The following is a 15,052-nucleotide window of genomic DNA, read 5'->3' on the forward strand; positions in this document are numbered from 1 at the left end:
CCGCTTGTCCCTTCTCCCCGTTCACGGGGAGAAGGTGGCCGACAGGCCGGATGAGGGGCCTCTTTCTGACTTTACTTCCCCGCAAACCTGTCGGTCGCACGGATCAACTGGTCGAGGATGCCGGGTTCGGAAAAGGCATGCCCTGCCCCCTCGATCAGGTGGAATTCCGCCTCCGGCCAAGCCTTGTGCAAAGCCCAGGCATATTTTGCCGGGCATGGCATGTCGTAGCGGCCGTGGACGATGACGCCGGGGATGCCGTGGAGCTTGTGGGCATCGCGCAGCAGTTGGCCTTCATCCATCCAGCCGGCATTGACGAAGAAATGATTTTCGATGCGGGCGAAGGCGTAGGCGAATTCGTCTTCCTCGAACTTGTCGCTGGTGGACGGCTCCGGCAGCAGGGTGATGGTCTCGCCTTCCCAGATGCTCCAGGTCTTTGCAGCAGTAAGACGGGTGGCCTTGTCGTCGCTCGTCAGGCGGCGGTGATAGGCGCGCATCATCTCGTGGCGTTCCTCGGGCGGGATCGGAGCGATGAAGCGTTCCCATTTGTCGGGGAACATTTCGGAGACGCCGAACTGGTAGTACCAGTCGAGTTCCGCTTTCGTCAGCATGTAGATGCCGCGCACAACGAGTTCCGAAACGCGCTCTGGATGCGTTTCGGCATAGGCGAGCGCCAGGGTCGAGCCCCAGGAACCGCCGAAGACCAGCCATTTTTCCGCACCGGCCATCTCGCGCAGGCGCTCGATATCGGCCACCAGATGCCAAGTGGTATTGGCTTCGAGTTCGCCGTGCGGCGTCGATTTTCCGCAGCCGCGCTGGTCGAACAGGGTGACATCGTAGAGCTTGGGATCGAACAGGCGGCGGTGGCTTTCCGAGATCGTGCCGCCGGGGCCGCCATGCAGGAACACGGCCGGCTTGGCGCCGGGGGTGCCGACCTTTTCCCAATAGACGGTGTGGCCGTCGCCGACATCGAGATGGCCGGAGGCGTAGGGTTCGATTTCGGGGTAGAGCGTGCGCAGGGTCATAGGTTCATGCCATGTTGCGGCCAGTCGGCCGTATCGTGATCGGGGTGCTGGAAGGAGATGATCGCTTCCTGGCGGGAGTAGTAATCCGGGTCCTCATGAACCGGCTGGTCGAAGATCGTCTCCACCCACGGAAGCCGCGCGGCGTAATTGACCTGAATCTGCGGCGCGAGATCGGAACGGTCGTCGAAGGCGCCGATGGCTATTTCCAGCCCGCCGGGATGGCGATAGGTGAGCGGCGTACCGCAGGCGGAGCAGAAGCCGCGGGAAATATTGATCGAGGACTGGAAGTAGTTCGGCTCGTTGCGCGTCCACTCCACGCCGCCCTCCGGCGCTGTCACCAGCGGGCCGAAGAAGCCGCCGAAGGCCTTCTGGCACATGCGGCAATGGCAGATCGAGGGGCGGCCGAGCTGGCCCTTGATGCGGAAACGGACGGCGCCGCACTGGCAGCCTCCGGTGCGTTCGGTGTCAGTCATCGATCATCCTCCAAAGGCCAGTGAACGGTGTCGTAATCGGGATGCTGGTTGTTGGATTCGAGGATGGCGATGTGGCGCTCCGTAGCGCCCTCGCCTTCCGTATCCGTTTCGCGCTCCGGCAGGCGCGGCAGCTGCGAAAACCACGGCACGCGCGATTCGATGCCGGATTGCCCCATGGGGCGCACGTCGTCTGGATCGTCGAGCGAGCCGAGCACGATGTTGATGAAGTCCTCACCCGGCATATCGTAAAACAGCGGCGTGCCGCATTTCTCGCAGAAGCCGCGGCGCACCAGATGGGACGACTGGAACCACGAGGGCTTGCCGCGTGTCAGCGAAAAGCCAACGCGGGCGGCATTGGCGAGCGGCATGAAATAGTTGCCGGCAGCCTTCTGGCACATGCGGCAATGACACAGATGCGGATCGGCGAGCGTGCCTTCGGCGCGGTAGCGGACCGCGCCGCACTGGCATCCACCCGTATAGATCCGCGAAATACTCATCCCTGCTTCTCCGGCGGCCATTCGGTCGTGTCGTGGTCCGGGTGCTGGAAGGAGACCAGCTCGGCGAGATAGGGCGCGTTCTGCAGGTCATCCTCCGTTTGTTCGCCGGGCAGCAGATGCAGCCGGTCGACGAAACCGAGCTTCGCTTCGGTGCCGAACTGAACGGTCGGCGGCACGGCCGAAGGATCGTCGAAGGCGCCGGAAGCGATGGCGATGCCATCCGGCGCCTCGAAGCTCAGCGGCGTGCCGCACTCGGCGCAGAAGCCGCGCAGCACGACATTGGACGAACGGAACCGTTTCGGCTCGCCCCGCGTCCACACAAGGTCTGCGCCGCGCGTCGAAACGAGCGGCGCATAGTAGGCGCCGAAAGCCTTCTGGCACATGCGGCAGTGGCAGATGGAGGAATCCGTCAGCGCGCCGGTGATGCGAAAACGCACCGCGCCGCACTGGCAGCCACCGGTGTAGACGGCTTCGCTCACCGCTTGACCTCCCATGTGGTGATGCGCTCGCCGGTCGCCGGGTCCTTGCCGTCCTTGAGCTGGATGCCCTCGGCCAGCAGTTCGTCGCGGATGCGGTCGGCTTCCGCGAAGTTGCGGGCGATCAGCAGCTGGCGGCGCTCCTCGATGCGGGCGGCGAGTTCCGCCCACTTGCCCTCATCGGCCATGGCGACGTCGAGATCGGCGGCGGCCTGGCTGTTGAGTTGCACCCGCTCGAAACCGAGGATATCCAGCGTCGCGAGGAAGGTCTTCGCCGCAGCCTCGTCGCCACGCAGGGCCTCCGCCGCCAGTTGGCTGATGCCGGTGATGACGGGATAGGTGTTGAGGTCGTCGAACAGTGGGCTGTCTTCCGGCAGTGCTCCGCCGGCGTCGAGGCCGGGGAAGGCTTCGACGATGCGGTTCTTGGCATCGGCCCAGCGGTTCAGCATGCCCTGCGCCTCTTCCAGCCGCTTGACGCTGAAATCGATCGGCTGGCGATAATGCGTCATCAGCATCGCAAGGCGCAGCACGTCGCCCGGCCATTTGCGGCCGCCGAAGACGTCGCTGTGAAGCAAGTCTGCGATGGTGACGAAGTTACCTTCCGACTTCGACATCTTGCGGCCCTCGACTTGCAGGAAGCCGTTGTGCATCCAGACATTGGCCATGACAGCCGTGCCGTGGGCGCAACGCGACTGGGCAATCTCGTTCTCATGGTGCGGGAAGATCAGGTCCAGCCCGCCGCCGTGGATATCGAAGACATCGCCGAGATAGCGCCCGCTCATGGCCGAGCATTCGATATGCCAGCCCGGACGGCCGAAGATCGGCTGATGGACGCCATCGACGGTGAAGGCCGCATCCCAGCCCGGCTCGTTGGCCGCCGATTCCTTCCACAGCACGAAATCCGCCGGATTTCGCTTGTGGGCCTCGACGGCGATGCGGGCGCCGGCCTGCTGCTCTTCCAGCTTGCGCTTGGAAAGCGCGCCGTAATCGGCCATCGAACCGGTCGAAAACAGCACTTCCTTGCCTTCCGAACCCGTCGCGACATAGGCGTGACCCTTGTCGATCAGTTTCTGGATGATCTCGACCATCTGGACGATGTTTTCGGTGGCGCGCGGCTGGACATCCGGGTCGAGGCAGCCGAGCGCCTTGGCATCCTCGATGAACTGGGTTTCGGTCTTTTCCGTCACGCGGCGGATGGCGTCATTCAACGGAAGGCCCGGATAGTCGCGCAGCGCCCTAGCGTTGATCTTGTCATCGACGTCGGTGATGTTGCGGACATAGGTGACGTTTTCGGCGCCATAGACATGGCGCAGCAGCCGGTTCAGCACATCGAAGACGATGACCGGGCGGGCATTGCCGATATGGGCGAAGTCATAAACGGTCGGACCGCAGACATACATACGCACATTGGTCGCATCGATCGGCGAAAAATCCGCCTTTTCGCGCGTGAGCGTATTGTACAGTTTCAGGGTGGCGGCCATTCAAATGTCTCCCATGTGCATGCTACGGCCGAGTCCATACCGGACCCGAAGTCCACACTGGACCTTCGCGTTGTCATCTTGACTTTCAGGAGACGAAAACGGACGGGCCAGCGTTTGCGCTAGCGAATAATAATCCCGCAGGTAATGCAGATAACCGTTTTCATGGGCAGCTTTATCGCGCCTGACGGGCCTTCGGTCAAGAGGTCAGGTTTCTTCATATGAGATATGTTGAATTCGCTTTCAATCCGTCATTGTTTTGTCATGATTGGACGGTCAGAGGACGCCGCAACCACCGAGGAATCAGGCATGCGGGGACACGCACACAATCGCCTGTTTCCTCAGTGACAATGAGAAAGGCGCATCCGTGGCAACAACGGAGCGTCCAAGACTAGGGACATGATCCAAGGAGAGTTTGAAATGACCGCGAAGAAGAGCGACAAGGCGGAAAAACGCCCGACCGCCAATCTTGTCGAACAATACCGCCCTCTCGGCCTCAAGGCCGTTCTGGCTGCCGCCCTGCAGCTGAAGCCGAAGCCCAAGAAGAAGCCCCAGACGGCTTAAAACAGCGACAGCTGATCGCTGCTTTTCGATGGATTTTTGACGGGCTGGAGCCTTTGCTTGGGCTCCACCGGAAGCTGCAGGTCCGGTCCCATGTTGGCGACCTTGTTGACCTTGTCGGAAACGGCGATCGCTTCGAAATAACCGTCCTCGATCGGCGTTAGGAGATCGGCCACGTGGCGCGGTTCCTGCGTCTTGCAATCGAGCCAGCGCGAAAAATCCTCCGGCCGGATGACGACCGGCATGCGGTCATGGATCGGCGCAATCGCCGGATTGGCCGCAACAGTGAGGATCGCGCCGGTATCCACCTCCGAACCATCCGCCGACGACCACGTCTCCATCAGCCCGGCAAAGGCGACGATGCCGCCGTTCTTCGGCCTGATCCAGTAGGCCTGCGACGGCTCGCCGCTTTCCTTCGGCGGGCGATGCCATTCGTAGAAGCCGGAAGCCGGGATCAGCACCCGGCGGTGGCGCATGGCCGTCTTGAACGAGGCCTTTTCCGCTGCCGTCTCAGAGCGGGCATTGATCAGCAAGGGAAAATCGCGCGGATCCTTGACCCATGAGGGGGTGAGCCCCCAGCGCACCAGGATCGCCTTGCGGTCCGGCAGGTTGCTGCCGGCCACCTGCCGGTCGCCGGTCATGACGACGAGGATCGGCTGCGTCGGCGCGATATTGTAGCGCGCCGGAAAATCCTCCGTCCCGATGACCGAGAAGATTTCCGAGATATCGGTTGCCGTCGCTGTCAGCGCAAATCGTCCACACATGGCTTTCAGATGGCACTTCCCCTATGCTCGGTCAATCTTTTCGCCTTCCTGCGATTCCCGGACGTGTCTTGAGTTTACCGATGCCCCAGCTTGCCTCCTCTGCCATCCTTCAACGGGACGGGCGTTATCTGCTCGTTCGCCGCGCCAATCCGCCATCGGCGGATATGTATGCCTTTCCGGGTGGCCGGGCCGAGCCCGGCGAAACCCCGGACGAAACGGCGCTTCGGGAATTCGAGGAGGAAACCGGGATTACAGCCCGCAACGCCCGGCTCTTTGCCACTTACGATCTGCCGCCGCTCGCCTCGGACGGGCCGAAGCCGCGGCATTTTTTCCTGTCGGTGTTCAAGGTCGATGCGGACGAAGAGGCGATTGCTGTCGCCGCGGACGACGCGCTGTCGCTGGGCTGGTTCACGGCCGACGAGATCGCCGACCTGCCTGCGCCGGACAGCGTGCGCGAGTGTATCGCCCGGCTTGAACAGGAAAGCGGCCGATGAAGCGTTTCACCCGTCGAAGGGATGCAACTGATTCGGCATTTGGGGCCGGGCGGCTTTCGGCAATCGGCCTCCTTCTTGCCGTGACGGCACTCCCCCTTCCCGCAATCGCGCAGGAGCCGGCTCCTGCCACAACGCCCGCGCAACCCGTGGAAAAACCCGCGCCCTACGACCAGCGGCTTTTGCGGCTTTCGGAAATCCTGGGGTCCGTGCATTACCTGCGGGTGCTCTGCAAGGCGAGCGACCCGGACGACTGGCGGCAGGCGATGCAGGAGCTGCTGGATAAGGAAGCGCGCGGGGAAACGGCCCGGCAGGCGCGCCTTACCGCCGCCTTTAATCGCGGCTACAGGACCTTTGCATCGGTTTACACCGCCTGCACGCCGGCGGCCGTGGCGGCAGACCAGCGCTACCGTGCCGAAGGTGCAACACTTGCGTCAGAAATAGTCGCCCGGTTTGGAAATTAACGATTAATTAACCTCTTTCTTCATGACCCCGTGTCGTTTTGGGAAAAGGCTGCTAAGGTCGTTAAGAGAGTGGTAAGAAGTGGTTCCGGGATGACTCCGGAACAGGTATACGAGTGTAAATGACCCGCATGGAACGAATGATGGAACCAAGTCTCAATGACATCGACGACATGATCGTTCACGAAAAGATGCAGGCAGCACTCGAGCATCAGAACGAAGCATGGGCCGACGGCATGGCTGACGGTATCGAGCCGGAAATCATAGCGGACGCGGCGATTGCGCTCGCCATGCGCGAAACTATCCGCCTGCATGGCGAAGACGGCGCGGAAGCCATGCTGACCTCGCTGCGCGAGCGCATGCTGGCCGGCGAATTCTCTCCCGAACGGACCCTGCAATAGGGCGAGGCAGACATGACAGGGCAGCCACCGGCAAACCGGCCTTTCGCGGCGGGTCTCTACGCCCTTTTGATGGCGACGGTTTTTCTTCCCCCCTTCATCGACGACCGCCCGGCCTATGCGCTGAGCGAGTTGAAGCGCGTTCCCGGCAGCCCGCCGGCTGAACAGCAGCCGCCCAACGACACCCCCGACGAAGCACCCGAAGAGACGGAAGAACCGACGCAGATGCGGATTCCGATGCCGGACCCGCTCGTGCAGAAATCCACTACCGCGACAAAGGACGATTCTGTCGAGGACGAGGAACCGGCCGCTCCGGTCGAGGTCCTGTCCGACGTCTCGAAAATCCCCGCCCCCGTGGCGCGCATGCGCGAGCTGATCGTCGAGGCCGCTGCCTCCGGCGATATCGAGCGGCTGCGGCCGCTGCTCGGCAAGGGACCGACGCAGACTCAGGTCGGCGACAACGGCGACGATCCGATCGAGACGCTGAAATCGCTTTCCGGCGATGGCGCAGGCATGGAAATCCTCGCCATCATGCTCGACGTGCTGTCGACCGGCTTCGTCGATGTCGACAAGGGCACGCCGGACGAACTTTACGTCTGGCCCTATTTCGCCGAAAAGCCGCTTTCGTCGCTGACGCCGCCGGAGAAGGTCGATCTGCTGCGCCTCGTGACGGCCGGCGACTATGCCGGCATGGAGGAATTCGGCAGCTACAACTTCTACCGCATCGGCATCACGCCGGATGGCCAGTGGAAGTTCTTCATCGGCGGCGATTGAGAGGCTTGCCGATCAGCGCGCGGCATCCTACCTGTTTCTTCCCGTCAAAAGGATAGAGAACCATGCAGCCCATCGCCCTTCCCGACCGCGCCCTCATCTCCATTTCGGGCAAGGATGCCGAGGCGCTGCTGCAAAACCTGATCACCACCGATCTCGACCAGTTGCAGGCCGGCGAAGCCCGCCCCGGCGCGCTTCTGACGCCGCAGGGCAAAATCCTGTTCGATTTCGTGGTCAGCCGCGATGGCGATGGCCTGCGGCTGGAAACCGGCACGGAGCAGGCAGAAGCGCTGTTGAAGCGGCTGACCATGTACAAGCTGCGCGCCGATGTGGCGCTTTCGCTGCAATCGCCAGCGAGCGTTTGGATTTCCGATGAAGGCGGTTATCGCGACACCCGCTTCGAGAAGGCCGGTGCCCCGCTCCATCGGCACTATGACGTAGCGCCGGCCGGAGCCGGCGAAGCAACTGGCTATGAAGATTTGCGAATCGCTTCCGGCATCGCTGTTGCCGGGGCCGATTATCCGCTTCAGGACGCGTTTCCGCATGACGTGCTGCTCGATCTCAATGGCGGGCTTTCCTTCAAGAAGGGCTGCTATGTCGGGCAGGAAGTGGTGTCGCGCATGCAGCACCGCGGAACGGCGCGGCGACGTGTGGTGCTCGTAGCGGGCGACGAGGCGTTGCCGGAAAGCGGCACGCCGATCACCGTCAACGATCGGCCTATCGGCACGCTCGGCAGTGTTTCGGGGAGAAACGGCCTTGCCATCGTGCGTATCGATAAGGCCGGCGAAGCCATCGCGGACGGCAAGCCGATCCTCTGCGGCGGCACCGCCGTTACGCTGACGCTGCCGGGCTGGAGCGGCCTTTCCTTCCCCAGCACCGCCGACGAGGCGAGCGCCTGATGTCTGCGCGTGCCTGGCAGCGCATGCTTTCGGGGCGGCGGCTCGATCTGCTTGATCCCTCGCCGCTCGATGTCGAGCTTGGTGACATCGCCCACGGGCTTGCCCGCGTTGCACGCTGGAACGGCCAGACGGAGGGCGAGCATGCCTTTTCCGTCGCGCAGCACAGCCTCGTCGTCGAGGAAATCTTTCGCCGGCAGAACCGCTGTAGCGCCGAAGAATGCCAGATGGCCCTGCTGCATGACGCGGCCGAATATGTGATCGGCGATATGATTTCGCCCTTCAAGGCCGTGGTCGGGGGCGGCTACAAGACGGTGGAGGCGCGGCTTGAGAGCGCCATTCATCTGCGCTTCGGCCTGCCGGCGATGACGCCGCCGGAGCTGAAAGATCGAATCAAAAAGGCCGATCAAGTGGCTGCGTTCTTTGAAGCAACCTTGCTTGCCGGCTTCTCCCTTGCCGAGGCGAAAAAATTCTTCGGGCAGCCGCGCGGCATTACCCGCGAGATGATCCCGATGGAGCCGATGCCGGCGATGGAGGCGCAACGGCGCTTTGCCGAGCGCTTCGCCGAAATCGAGGCTGCGCGGTCAACTGTCGGCGCGATGTCCTGATATGGCCGAGATCGTCGTTTCACCCCTGGGCAGGATCGCCGAAATGGCCGTGCGGCACAAATGCCGCGAGATGCTGAGCCTCATGGCGAAGGAACAGGCCTTTCATCGCCCCGGTGTGATCGATGCGAGCCGGCACCTGTTGCTGTCGATGAACGATATCGCCTTTGCCGGCACCGGCGGGCTGGTGGCGCCAGCCGACGAGCATGTGACCGAGATCATCGCCTTTGCCCGCAGCTGGGACCAGAGTGCGCCGCTGCTCGTTCATTGCTGGATGGGGGTTTCCCGCTCGCCGGCTGCGGCGCTGGTGGCGGCGCTGGCTGTTGCGCCCGATCAGGACGATGCGGAGCTGGTCCGGCGCCTGCGCTCCGCCTCGCCCTATGCGACACCGAATGCCCGCATCGTTGAGATCGGCGACCGGCTGTTGTCGCGGCAGGGACGGCTTGTGGCGGCCGTCAAGGCCATCGGCCGCGGCAAGGATACGGATGGCAATGTGCCGTTTGTTTTTTCCGCTGTGCCGGATGCAGAAGCGCAGCCGGGTTTCCCTTCTCCCATCAGGGGAGAAGGTGGCCCGCAGGGCCGGATGAGGGGGACGGCTGGCTCGGAGCAGGTGGAAACACCCCCTCATGTGCCCTTCGGGCATCTTCTCCCCGCCGGGGAGAAGGGGGAAATCGAAACCGATCCGGAGAGGCCGCAGGATGGCTGAGACCCATCCGGGCACCGTCGAGATCGGCCTCAATGCGGCGATCGTTGCAGTCAACCACCGGTCGCCGCTGATCCTTGCCGTCAGCGAGGGCGAGCGCGATGCCCTGCCCTTCGGCCCCTTCGATCCCGCCCTGCACCGAACCTTCGAAACCAGCCTTCGCGCCCGCGTCGAGCAGCAGACCGCGCTCGATCTCGGTTATATCGAGCAGCTCTATACTTTCGGCGACCGCGGGCGGCACAGGCTTCCAGGCGAGGACAGCAAGCATATGGTTTCCGTGGGCTATCTGGCACTGACCCGCACGGATGCGGAAAACAATGCGCGCCTCGCCGCCGCCGGCGCGCAGTGGCGCGACTGGTATGGCTACCTGCCCTGGGAGGACTGGCGGCAGGGACGCCCCGACGTTCTCGACCGCACCATTTTGCCCGCGCTTTCCGAATGGGAAGCCGGCGGCAGCGCCGATGAGCGGCTGGGCCTGCCGCAGCGGCGCACGCGCATTCGTCTCGCTTTCGGGGTCGGTGATTTTCCCTGGGATGAGGAGCGGGTGCTGGAGCGCTACGAGTTGCTGTATGAGGCGGGGCTGGTGGCGGAGGCGGTGGCCGACGGGCATTGCGATGACCGCAAGCTGCCGGCGGTCGGACGGGCCATGCGCCATGATCACCGCCGCATCGTTGCCACCGCGATCGCGCGACTGCGCGGAAAGATCAAATACCGGCCGGTGATCTTTGAGTTGATGCCGCCGGAATTCACCCTCACCGACCTGCAGGCGACAGTGGAGGCGATCTCCGGCCGGCATCTGCACAAGCAGAATTTCCGCCGCCTCGTCGAAGGCGCGGAGCTGGTCGAGCCGACCGGTATGATGTCGGCCGCGACCGGCGGCCGGCCCGCCGCGCTCTTCCGCTTCCGCCGGCAGATTCTGAGCGAGCGGCCGGCACCGGGCCTGAAGCTCGGCGGGCGGTAATCTCTCTACTTGATCGGCGCGCAGGCCAGACGTTCACCGGCATCGCCGGAGGGCTGGCTGCGGTTGTCGTCGGATTTGGCGTGGATCATCAAAGCGCGGCCGCGGATGCCAAGCTTTTCGTCATCAAGACGCACGAAGCTGTTGAAGACCTGCGCCCGCATCACGCCATCCCGACCCGCGTATTGGTTGGGCATATCACCGGCATGCGGGCCGTTGGCGGCAAGGAAGCCGTGCTCGGTCTTGCCCGGATTGAAATGGCCGCCGGCCGATTCATGGCCGTGGGCAGCATCGCATTTGCCGGTTTCATGCACGTGGAAGGCGACCCAGGTGCCGGGCGGCAAGCCAGTGACCTCGGCTTCGATCAGCACGCCTTCCTTGCCGGCGGTCAGGGCCGCGCGGCCGGTTTCCTTGCCGTCCTTGCCGATGAAATCGGCGGTGGCCGTCTGGGATGATTGCTGGGCGAAGGCCGGTTCAGCGAGCGTGGCCGCAAGGGCGGCGATTACGAAAGCGCGTGTCATGGGTTCTCCTCCTGATAGGGTGTATAGGACCCAACGCGTGGAGGAGAAGCCTGTTCCCGTTCAGCCGATGACGATATCGAGGCCGATATCGAGCGTCGGGGCGGCCATGGTGATCTTCGAGGTCGAGATATAATCGACGCCGGCCTCGGCGATGGCGCGGATGGTCTTGATGTTCACATTGCCGGAGGCTTCGAGCTGCGTTCGACGCGGGTCCGCGGCATAGGCGTTTTCGTCGAGCGACCAATGGGCGGCATTGATCGCCACCGCCTCGCGCAGCAGTTCCGGTCCCATATTGTCGAGCAAGATCACGTCGGGGCTTGCGGTCAGCGCCTCGCGCATCTGGCCGAGGCCGTCGACCTCGATCTCGATCTTGACGAGATGGCCGCAGTAGGCGCGCGCCGCCTCCACCGCACTTGCGACGCCGCCGGCAACAGCGATGTGGTTGTCCTTGATCAGCACCGCATCATCGAGGCCGTAGCGGTGGTTGGAGCCGCCGCCGAGGCGGACGGCATATTTTTCAAGCCCGCGCAGGCCGGGAATGGTTTTGCGGGTGCAGCAGACGCGGGCGCGGGTGTGGGCGATTTCGGCCGCGAAAGTGGCCGTGTAGCTGGCGACGCCGCTGAGGTGCATCAGGAAATTCAGGCCGACGCGTTCGGCCGAAAGCAGGCCACGGGCGGGGCCGCTGACGCGGGCAATCGCCGTTCCCGGCGAAACCCGGTCGCCATCGGTAACCAGCGCTTCGAAACGGATCGTGGGGTCGACGAGACGGAAAGCGGTTCGGGCCAGTTCCAGCCCGGCGATCACCCCCTCCTCCCGCGAGGCCATCTCGGCGGTCGCAGTCTTGTTCGGGGCAATGGTCGCATATGTCGTGATATCGCCGGCGCGGCCGAGATCTTCGAGAAGCGCCTGGCGCACCCGATCCTCCACCATGAGGGCCGGCAGTTCGGGGCGAAGTGGGGTGACGGTCATGAAAACGGCCTTGAATGATTGGGGAAACGTCGGGGCGGGTTATACCGGTTCCAGTTCCGTCACCTCGGCGATGACGCGTTCGGCATCCTCAAGGGTGAGGAAGGTGCGGTGTTTCCACTCGGCGCGCTGCTCCGGCCAGTCGGAGCGGTAATGGCCGCCGCGGCTTTCGGTGCGCTTGAGGGCGGCCGTGGTCATCAGCTTTGCCGTGGTGAGGATGTTGGTGAAGCGCAGGCGGCTGTTTTCGCGCTCAAGTGCTGCGATCTCTCTGACAGCGCGGATGAGGCTTTCACGGCTGCGGATGACGCCGACATTCTCGCTCATCACCTGCCGCAAGCGCGTCAGTGCCGGGCTGTCTTCGAGGGTGACGGGATCGTCGTTTTCGCCGGCATTGCGGCCCCAGTCGGCAATCGTCGGTTCCGGCAGCATGCCCTTGATATTTTCGGCGATGCGGGCGGCGAAGACGACGGCTTCGAGCAGCGAATTGGAAGCCAGACGGTTGGCGCCGTGTACGCCGGTTGAAGTCACCTCACCCGCCGCCCAGAGGCCATCGATGGAGGTGCGGCCGGCTGCATCCGTCAGCACGCCGCCCATGTGGTAATGCACGGCCGGCACGACGGGGATCGGCTGGGTGACGGGATCGATCCCGGCGGCCATGCAGGAGGCGTAGACGGTCGGGAACATGTCGGGGAAATGCTTGCCGACGGCCTTGGTGCAATCGAGGAAGGCGCCGCGGCCGGCTTGGACTTCGGCGAAGACGCCACGCGAGACGATGTCGCGCGGGGCAAGCTCGGCATCCGGATGGATATCGAGCATGAAGCGGCGGCCGGCGCTGTTGATGAGCTGCGCGCCATCGCCGCGCAGGGCTTCGGTGGCAAGCGGCGCCGGATCGCGGCCGATATTGATCGCGGTCGGGTGGAACTGGACGAATTCGGGATCGGCAATGATCGCACCGGCGCGGGCCGCCATGCCGACGCCCTGTCCGCAGGCTTCCGTCGGGTTCGTCGTGACCGAGAAGAGATGGCCGACGCCGCCGGAGCAGAGCACGACGGCACGTGCGGCGAAGGAAACGCGCTTCTTCGACTGGCCGGCATCCGGGCGGGCAATGACGCCGGCGATGAAGCGGCCTTCGCGCACCAGATCCTCGACGACATAACCCTCAAGAACGCGGATGGAGGGCGTCTTGCGCACGGCAGCGATCAGGGCTTCCATGATCGCCTTGCCGGCCATGTCGCCGCGCACGCGCACGATGCGGCGCTCCGAATGGGCGGCCTCGCGCGACAGCACCAGCTTGCCTTCGAGATCGCGGTCGAAGGGTACGCCGTATTCGAGCAGGTCGTGGATGCGGGCCGGGCCTTCGGCGACCATCATGCGGGTCATCTTCTCATCGACGATGCCGGCACCGGCGACCAGTGTATCGGCGACGTGCTTGTCGACCGTATCGCCGGGGCTCATAGCTGCCGCGATGCCGCCCTGTGCCCAGGCAGACGATGCGCCGTGGCCGATGGGGGCGGCGGCGAGAATGGTGACGGGACGCGGCGCCAGCTTCAGCGCGCAGAACAGGCCCGCGAGGCCACCGCCGACAATGATGATGTCATCGACGCCGTTGAAGGATTGAGGGCGGAAATGGTCGGTCAGCATGGCTGGAAGCTCCGGCGGTCTCGGACTGATCTCTCCTCTTGAGGGGGAGATGTCACGAAGTGACAGAGGGGGGTATTTCCACAGGCTCGGGCGGCAAGAATACCCCCCTCTGCCCTGTCGGACATCTCCCCCTCAAGGGGGGAGATCGCAAGTGGCACGCTCAACGCGCTATATCCTGCATGTGTCATTGCTCCTCCCGCCGCCAGCAAAGGCGCTACTGCTTCAAGTTCACCATCCGCTCGACAGCGAGGCGGGCGCGGTCGGCGATGGCCGGATCGACAAGCACCTCCTCCGTCATGAACAGCAGGCTGTCGAGGATCTTCGGCAGCGTGATGCGCTTCATGTGCGGACAGAGGTTGCACGGCTTGACGAAATCGACGCCTTCGACTTCCGCCTGGATGTTCGATGCCATCGAGCATTCGGTGACGAGCAGCACGCGCGGCGGACGCTTGTCCTTGACGTAGTTTATCATGCCGGCGGTGGAGCCGGCAAAATCGCAGACCGCGATCACATCCGGGTGGCATTCCGGGTGGCCGATGATCTCGATGCCGGGATTGGCGTCCTTGTAGGCGAGGAGTTCGGCGGCCGTGAAGCGCTCGTGCACTTCGCAGTGGCCCTTCCACGTCAGGATTTTCTTGTTGGTCTGCTTGGCGACGTTCATCGCCAGATATTCGTCGGGGATGCAGAGAACCGTGTCGCTCTCCAGACTTTCGATGACCGACAGCACGTTGGACGAGGTGCAGCAGATATCGGTTTCCGCCTTCACGTCGGCGGACGTGTTGACATAGGTGACGACCGGGACGCCGGGGTAGCGCTGTTTCAGCAGACGCACATCCGCGCCGGTGATCGATTCCGACAGCGAGCATCCGGCCTTCGCATCCGGGATGAGGATGGTTTTTTCCGGGTTCAAGAGCTTCGAGGTCTCGGCCATGAAATGCACGCCGCACTGCACGATGATCTCGGCATCGACCTTGGTGGCATCGCGCGCCAGCTGCAGCGAGTCACCGACGATATCGGCGACGCAGTGGAAGATATCCGGCGTCTGGTAGTTATGCGCGAGGATGACGGCGTTGCGCTCCTTCTTCAGCCGGTTGATGGCGGCGACATAGGGCGCATAGACCGGCCATTCGAAGGCGGGGATGAAGTCCTTGACGCGCTGGTAAAGATGTTCCGTCTCAGCGGCAATGGCCGGCGTGAAGGTCAGGTCCGGCCGCTCGATGATGCCGAAACGCTCGGCCGCGCTGAGCGGGCCTGCTCCATTGGTGCCGCTGATGTTTTCGACGACGCTCATCGCTCCCACCTTCTTCCGCCCCTCCGGCGGAAATCTGTTTTGCTCAATTTGAGCATAACAGGATCAAAAGAAAACCGGC

Annotated in this window: 18 protein-coding genes and 1 pseudogene; 9 read left to right on the plus strand and 10 right to left on the minus strand. The window is 63.7% G+C overall.

What is annotated here, in order from left to right; genetic code table 11:
• Nucleotides 1-71 precede the first annotated feature (71 nt).
• From pip to cysS, 5 genes are read right to left on the minus strand one after another with little or no spacing between them, the layout of a single operon-like run.
• Nucleotides 72-1,022: a prolyl aminopeptidase gene (pip, locus tag ASC86_RS01000; RefSeq protein WP_056314994.1), complete on the minus strand. Its 951-nt coding sequence runs from the start codon at nt 1,020-1,022 to the stop codon at nt 72-74.
• Nucleotides 1,019-1,495, minus strand: coding sequence for a GFA family protein (locus ASC86_RS01005; RefSeq protein WP_056314996.1), 477 nt, complete (start codon nt 1,493-1,495; stop codon nt 1,019-1,021). The genes pip and ASC86_RS01005 overlap by 4 nt, the downstream gene beginning before the upstream one ends.
• Entirely contained in the window at nt 1,492-1,992 is a 501-nt protein-coding gene (locus tag ASC86_RS01010; protein ID WP_056314998.1) for a GFA family protein, read from the minus strand. Before ASC86_RS01010 ends, ASC86_RS01005 begins: the two co-directional genes overlap by 4 nt.
• Nucleotides 1,989-2,486 (minus strand): GFA family protein, encoded by a 498-nt coding sequence (locus ASC86_RS01015; RefSeq protein ID WP_056315000.1) that lies wholly within the window; start codon nt 2,484-2,486, stop codon nt 1,989-1,991. Before ASC86_RS01015 ends, ASC86_RS01010 begins: the two co-directional genes overlap by 4 nt.
• Nucleotides 2,468-3,949, minus strand: a complete 1,482-nt coding sequence (gene cysS, locus ASC86_RS01020) for a cysteine--tRNA ligase (RefSeq protein ID WP_056315002.1) — start codon at nt 3,947-3,949, stop codon at nt 2,468-2,470. The genes ASC86_RS01015 and cysS overlap by 19 nt, the downstream gene beginning before the upstream one ends.
• Before the next feature lie 417 nt (nt 3,950-4,366).
• Here cysS and ASC86_RS26150 point away from each other — a divergent pair, with 417 nt between their 5' ends.
• On the plus strand, nt 4,367-4,510 hold the full coding sequence (locus tag ASC86_RS26150; RefSeq protein ID WP_200943757.1) for a hypothetical protein: 144 nt from the start codon (nt 4,367-4,369) through the stop codon (nt 4,508-4,510).
• On the opposite strand, the gene ASC86_RS01025 is transcribed toward ASC86_RS26150, so the two are convergent.
• Nucleotides 4,507-5,271 carry an SOS response-associated peptidase gene (locus tag ASC86_RS01025; protein ID WP_056315003.1) on the minus strand — a complete coding sequence of 255 codons (765 nt, stop codon included), beginning with the start codon at nt 5,269-5,271 and terminating at the stop codon, nt 4,507-4,509. The two genes, ASC86_RS26150 and ASC86_RS01025, sit on opposite strands and share 4 nt — an antisense overlap.
• An 80-nt stretch (nt 5,272-5,351) precedes the next feature.
• Here ASC86_RS01025 and ASC86_RS01030 point away from each other — a divergent pair, with 80 nt between their 5' ends.
• The 8 genes and pseudogenes from ASC86_RS01030 to ASC86_RS01065 all read left to right on the plus strand — a co-directional run bounded on the left by ASC86_RS01030 (nt 5,352) and on the right by ASC86_RS01065 (nt 10,557).
• A complete protein-coding gene (locus ASC86_RS01030; RefSeq protein WP_056315005.1) occupies nt 5,352-5,765 on the plus strand; it encodes an NUDIX hydrolase in 414 nt (137 codons plus the stop codon).
• Nucleotides 5,762-6,226 (plus strand): TIGR02301 family protein, encoded by a 465-nt coding sequence (locus ASC86_RS01035; protein ID WP_056315006.1) that lies wholly within the window; start codon nt 5,762-5,764, stop codon nt 6,224-6,226. The genes ASC86_RS01030 and ASC86_RS01035 overlap by 4 nt, the downstream gene beginning before the upstream one ends.
• A gap of 128 nt (nt 6,227-6,354) precedes the next feature.
• Nucleotides 6,355-6,624: a hypothetical protein gene (locus ASC86_RS01040; RefSeq protein ID WP_156386917.1), complete on the plus strand. Its 270-nt coding sequence runs from the start codon at nt 6,355-6,357 to the stop codon at nt 6,622-6,624.
• 69 nt (nt 6,625-6,693) lie between these two features.
• Nucleotides 6,694-7,395, plus strand: a complete 702-nt coding sequence (locus ASC86_RS01045; protein ID WP_162244974.1) for a hypothetical protein — start codon at nt 6,694-6,696, stop codon at nt 7,393-7,395.
• 62 nt (nt 7,396-7,457) lie between these two features.
• On the plus strand, nt 7,458-8,291 hold the full coding sequence (locus ASC86_RS01050; RefSeq protein ID WP_056315010.1) for a folate-binding protein YgfZ: 834 nt from the start codon (nt 7,458-7,460) through the stop codon (nt 8,289-8,291).
• Nucleotides 8,288-8,896 (plus strand): HD family hydrolase, encoded by a 609-nt coding sequence (locus tag ASC86_RS01055; protein ID WP_156386856.1) that lies wholly within the window; start codon nt 8,288-8,290, stop codon nt 8,894-8,896. The genes ASC86_RS01050 and ASC86_RS01055 overlap by 4 nt, the downstream gene beginning before the upstream one ends.
• Before the next feature lies 1 nt (nt 8,897).
• A pseudogene (locus ASC86_RS01060) lies at nt 8,898-9,398 on the plus strand (tyrosine phosphatase family protein); the annotation flags it as partial.
• Nucleotides 9,399-9,591: 193 nt separating this feature from the next.
• A complete protein-coding gene (locus tag ASC86_RS01065) occupies nt 9,592-10,557 on the plus strand; it encodes a hypothetical protein (protein WP_056315015.1) in 966 nt (321 codons plus the stop codon).
• 5 nt (nt 10,558-10,562) lie between these two features.
• Here the strand turns inward: ASC86_RS01065 and ASC86_RS01070 are convergent, their stop codons facing one another.
• The 4 genes from ASC86_RS01070 to nadA form a co-directional block, all read right to left on the minus strand.
• Nucleotides 10,563-11,075 (minus strand): superoxide dismutase family protein, encoded by a 513-nt coding sequence (locus tag ASC86_RS01070; RefSeq protein ID WP_056315016.1) that lies wholly within the window; start codon nt 11,073-11,075, stop codon nt 10,563-10,565.
• Nucleotides 11,076-11,135: 60 nt separating this feature from the next.
• Nucleotides 11,136-12,044, minus strand: a complete 909-nt coding sequence (nadC, locus tag ASC86_RS01075) for a carboxylating nicotinate-nucleotide diphosphorylase (protein ID WP_056315018.1) — start codon at nt 12,042-12,044, stop codon at nt 11,136-11,138.
• A gap of 39 nt (nt 12,045-12,083) precedes the next feature.
• On the minus strand, nt 12,084-13,682 hold the full coding sequence (locus ASC86_RS01080; RefSeq protein ID WP_056315020.1) for an L-aspartate oxidase: 1,599 nt from the start codon (nt 13,680-13,682) through the stop codon (nt 12,084-12,086).
• Between the two features lie 214 nt (nt 13,683-13,896).
• Nucleotides 13,897-14,973 carry a quinolinate synthase NadA gene (gene nadA, locus ASC86_RS01085; protein ID WP_056315022.1) on the minus strand — a complete coding sequence of 359 codons (1,077 nt, stop codon included), beginning with the start codon at nt 14,971-14,973 and terminating at the stop codon, nt 13,897-13,899.
• Between the last annotated feature and the right edge of the window lie 79 nt (nt 14,974-15,052).

Origin of the sequence: Rhizobium sp. Root1212, from assembly GCF_001424985.1 — a bacterium.
Classification (GTDB): domain Bacteria; phylum Pseudomonadota; class Alphaproteobacteria; order Rhizobiales; family Rhizobiaceae; genus Pararhizobium.

Bases quoted from the DNA above. Each gene is read 5' to 3' on its own strand.
- ASC86_RS01045 (WP_162244974.1), top strand. From the start codon at position 6,694: ATGGCGACGGTTTTTCTTCCCCCCTTCATCGACGACCGCCCGGCCTAT.
- ASC86_RS01015 (WP_056315000.1), bottom strand. From the start codon at position 2,486: ATGGGAGGTCAAGCGGTGAGCGAAGCCGTCTACACCGGTGGCTGCCAG.
- nadA (WP_056315022.1), bottom strand. From the start codon at position 14,973: ATGAGCGTCGTCGAAAACATCAGCGGCACCAATGGAGCAGGCCCGCTC.
- ASC86_RS01035 (WP_056315006.1), top strand. From the start codon at position 5,762: ATGAAGCGTTTCACCCGTCGAAGGGATGCAACTGATTCGGCATTTGGG.
- ASC86_RS01080 (WP_056315020.1), bottom strand. From the start codon at position 13,682: ATGCTGACCGACCATTTCCGCCCTCAATCCTTCAACGGCGTCGATGAC.
- ASC86_RS01070 (WP_056315016.1), bottom strand. From the start codon at position 11,075: ATGACACGCGCTTTCGTAATCGCCGCCCTTGCGGCCACGCTCGCTGAA.
- nadC (WP_056315018.1), bottom strand. From the start codon at position 12,044: ATGACCGTCACCCCACTTCGCCCCGAACTGCCGGCCCTCATGGTGGAG.
- ASC86_RS01010 (WP_056314998.1), bottom strand. From the start codon at position 1,992: ATGAGTATTTCGCGGATCTATACGGGTGGATGCCAGTGCGGCGCGGTC.
- cysS (WP_056315002.1), bottom strand. From the start codon at position 3,949: ATGGCCGCCACCCTGAAACTGTACAATACGCTCACGCGCGAAAAGGCG.
- ASC86_RS01030 (WP_056315005.1), top strand. From the start codon at position 5,352: ATGCCCCAGCTTGCCTCCTCTGCCATCCTTCAACGGGACGGGCGTTAT.
- ASC86_RS01025 (WP_056315003.1), bottom strand. From the start codon at position 5,271: ATGTGTGGACGATTTGCGCTGACAGCGACGGCAACCGATATCTCGGAA.
- pip (WP_056314994.1), bottom strand. From the start codon at position 1,022: ATGACCCTGCGCACGCTCTACCCCGAAATCGAACCCTACGCCTCCGGC.
- ASC86_RS01040 (WP_156386917.1), top strand. From the start codon at position 6,355: ATGGAACGAATGATGGAACCAAGTCTCAATGACATCGACGACATGATC.
- ASC86_RS01005 (WP_056314996.1), bottom strand. From the start codon at position 1,495: ATGACTGACACCGAACGCACCGGAGGCTGCCAGTGCGGCGCCGTCCGT.
- ASC86_RS01065 (WP_056315015.1), top strand. From the start codon at position 9,592: ATGGCTGAGACCCATCCGGGCACCGTCGAGATCGGCCTCAATGCGGCG.
- ASC86_RS26150 (WP_200943757.1), top strand. From the start codon at position 4,367: ATGACCGCGAAGAAGAGCGACAAGGCGGAAAAACGCCCGACCGCCAAT.
- ASC86_RS01050 (WP_056315010.1), top strand. From the start codon at position 7,458: ATGCAGCCCATCGCCCTTCCCGACCGCGCCCTCATCTCCATTTCGGGC.